Source organism: Protofrankia sp. CiP1_Cm_nod4, from assembly GCF_982290645.1.
The window spans coordinates 7,605-8,189 of the sequence record NZ_CEVIVC010000094.1 but is presented as its reverse complement, the minus strand read 5'-3'; the positions used below and the strand labels follow the sequence as shown (position 1 = coordinate 8,189).

General features: G+C 75.0%; 1 protein-coding gene. It reads right to left on the bottom strand.

The genetic code is table 11. The features are described 5' to 3' along the window. The coding region (locus AC5LSR_RS16870) for a glycosyltransferase 87 family protein (protein ID WP_493468671.1) at positions 1-585 on the bottom strand (585 nt) is incomplete at both ends.

The window sequence follows — 585 nt, the reverse complement described above, 5'->3', positions numbered from 1 at the left end:
TGGCAGCTCACCGTCATCACCAGCAGCGCCATCGGCAGCGTGTAGTGGTTGAAGTACGACTGCTTGTTCATGACGTCGAGGGTCAGCAGCACCACGGCGGCGCCCAGGCAGAACCCGGCCGCGTCCGCGCGCACCCGCCAGGCCAGCAGGTAGGCGCCGGCCAGCGCGAGCAGCATCGGGGCGAACCCGGCCGTGACCCCGGCGTGAGCCAGCACGCCGGGGATGGACAGCGAGTCACCCCGGACGGGGTAGCCCAGGTTGGTCGTCACCGCGTCCGCCCAGAAGTCCGCCGGCCCGGCCAGCACCCAGGGGGCCACCAGCGCGGCGGCGGCGCCGGCCGCCACGAGCACCCGCCGGGGCCCGAACGCCGGCCACATCGCCGCGACCGGGGCCAGCAGCACCAGATGCTGCTTGCTGGCCAGGGCGAGGGCGAACGCGACGGCCGCCCAGCCCGGCCGGCCCGCGCGCACCGCCCACACCATCCCGGCCAGGCAGGCGATGAGCAGCGGCTCGGTCCAGGACTGCTGCAGCGCGTACATGGCGCCGGGGATGACGAGCACCATCAGCGGCAGCGCCGCCGGGACG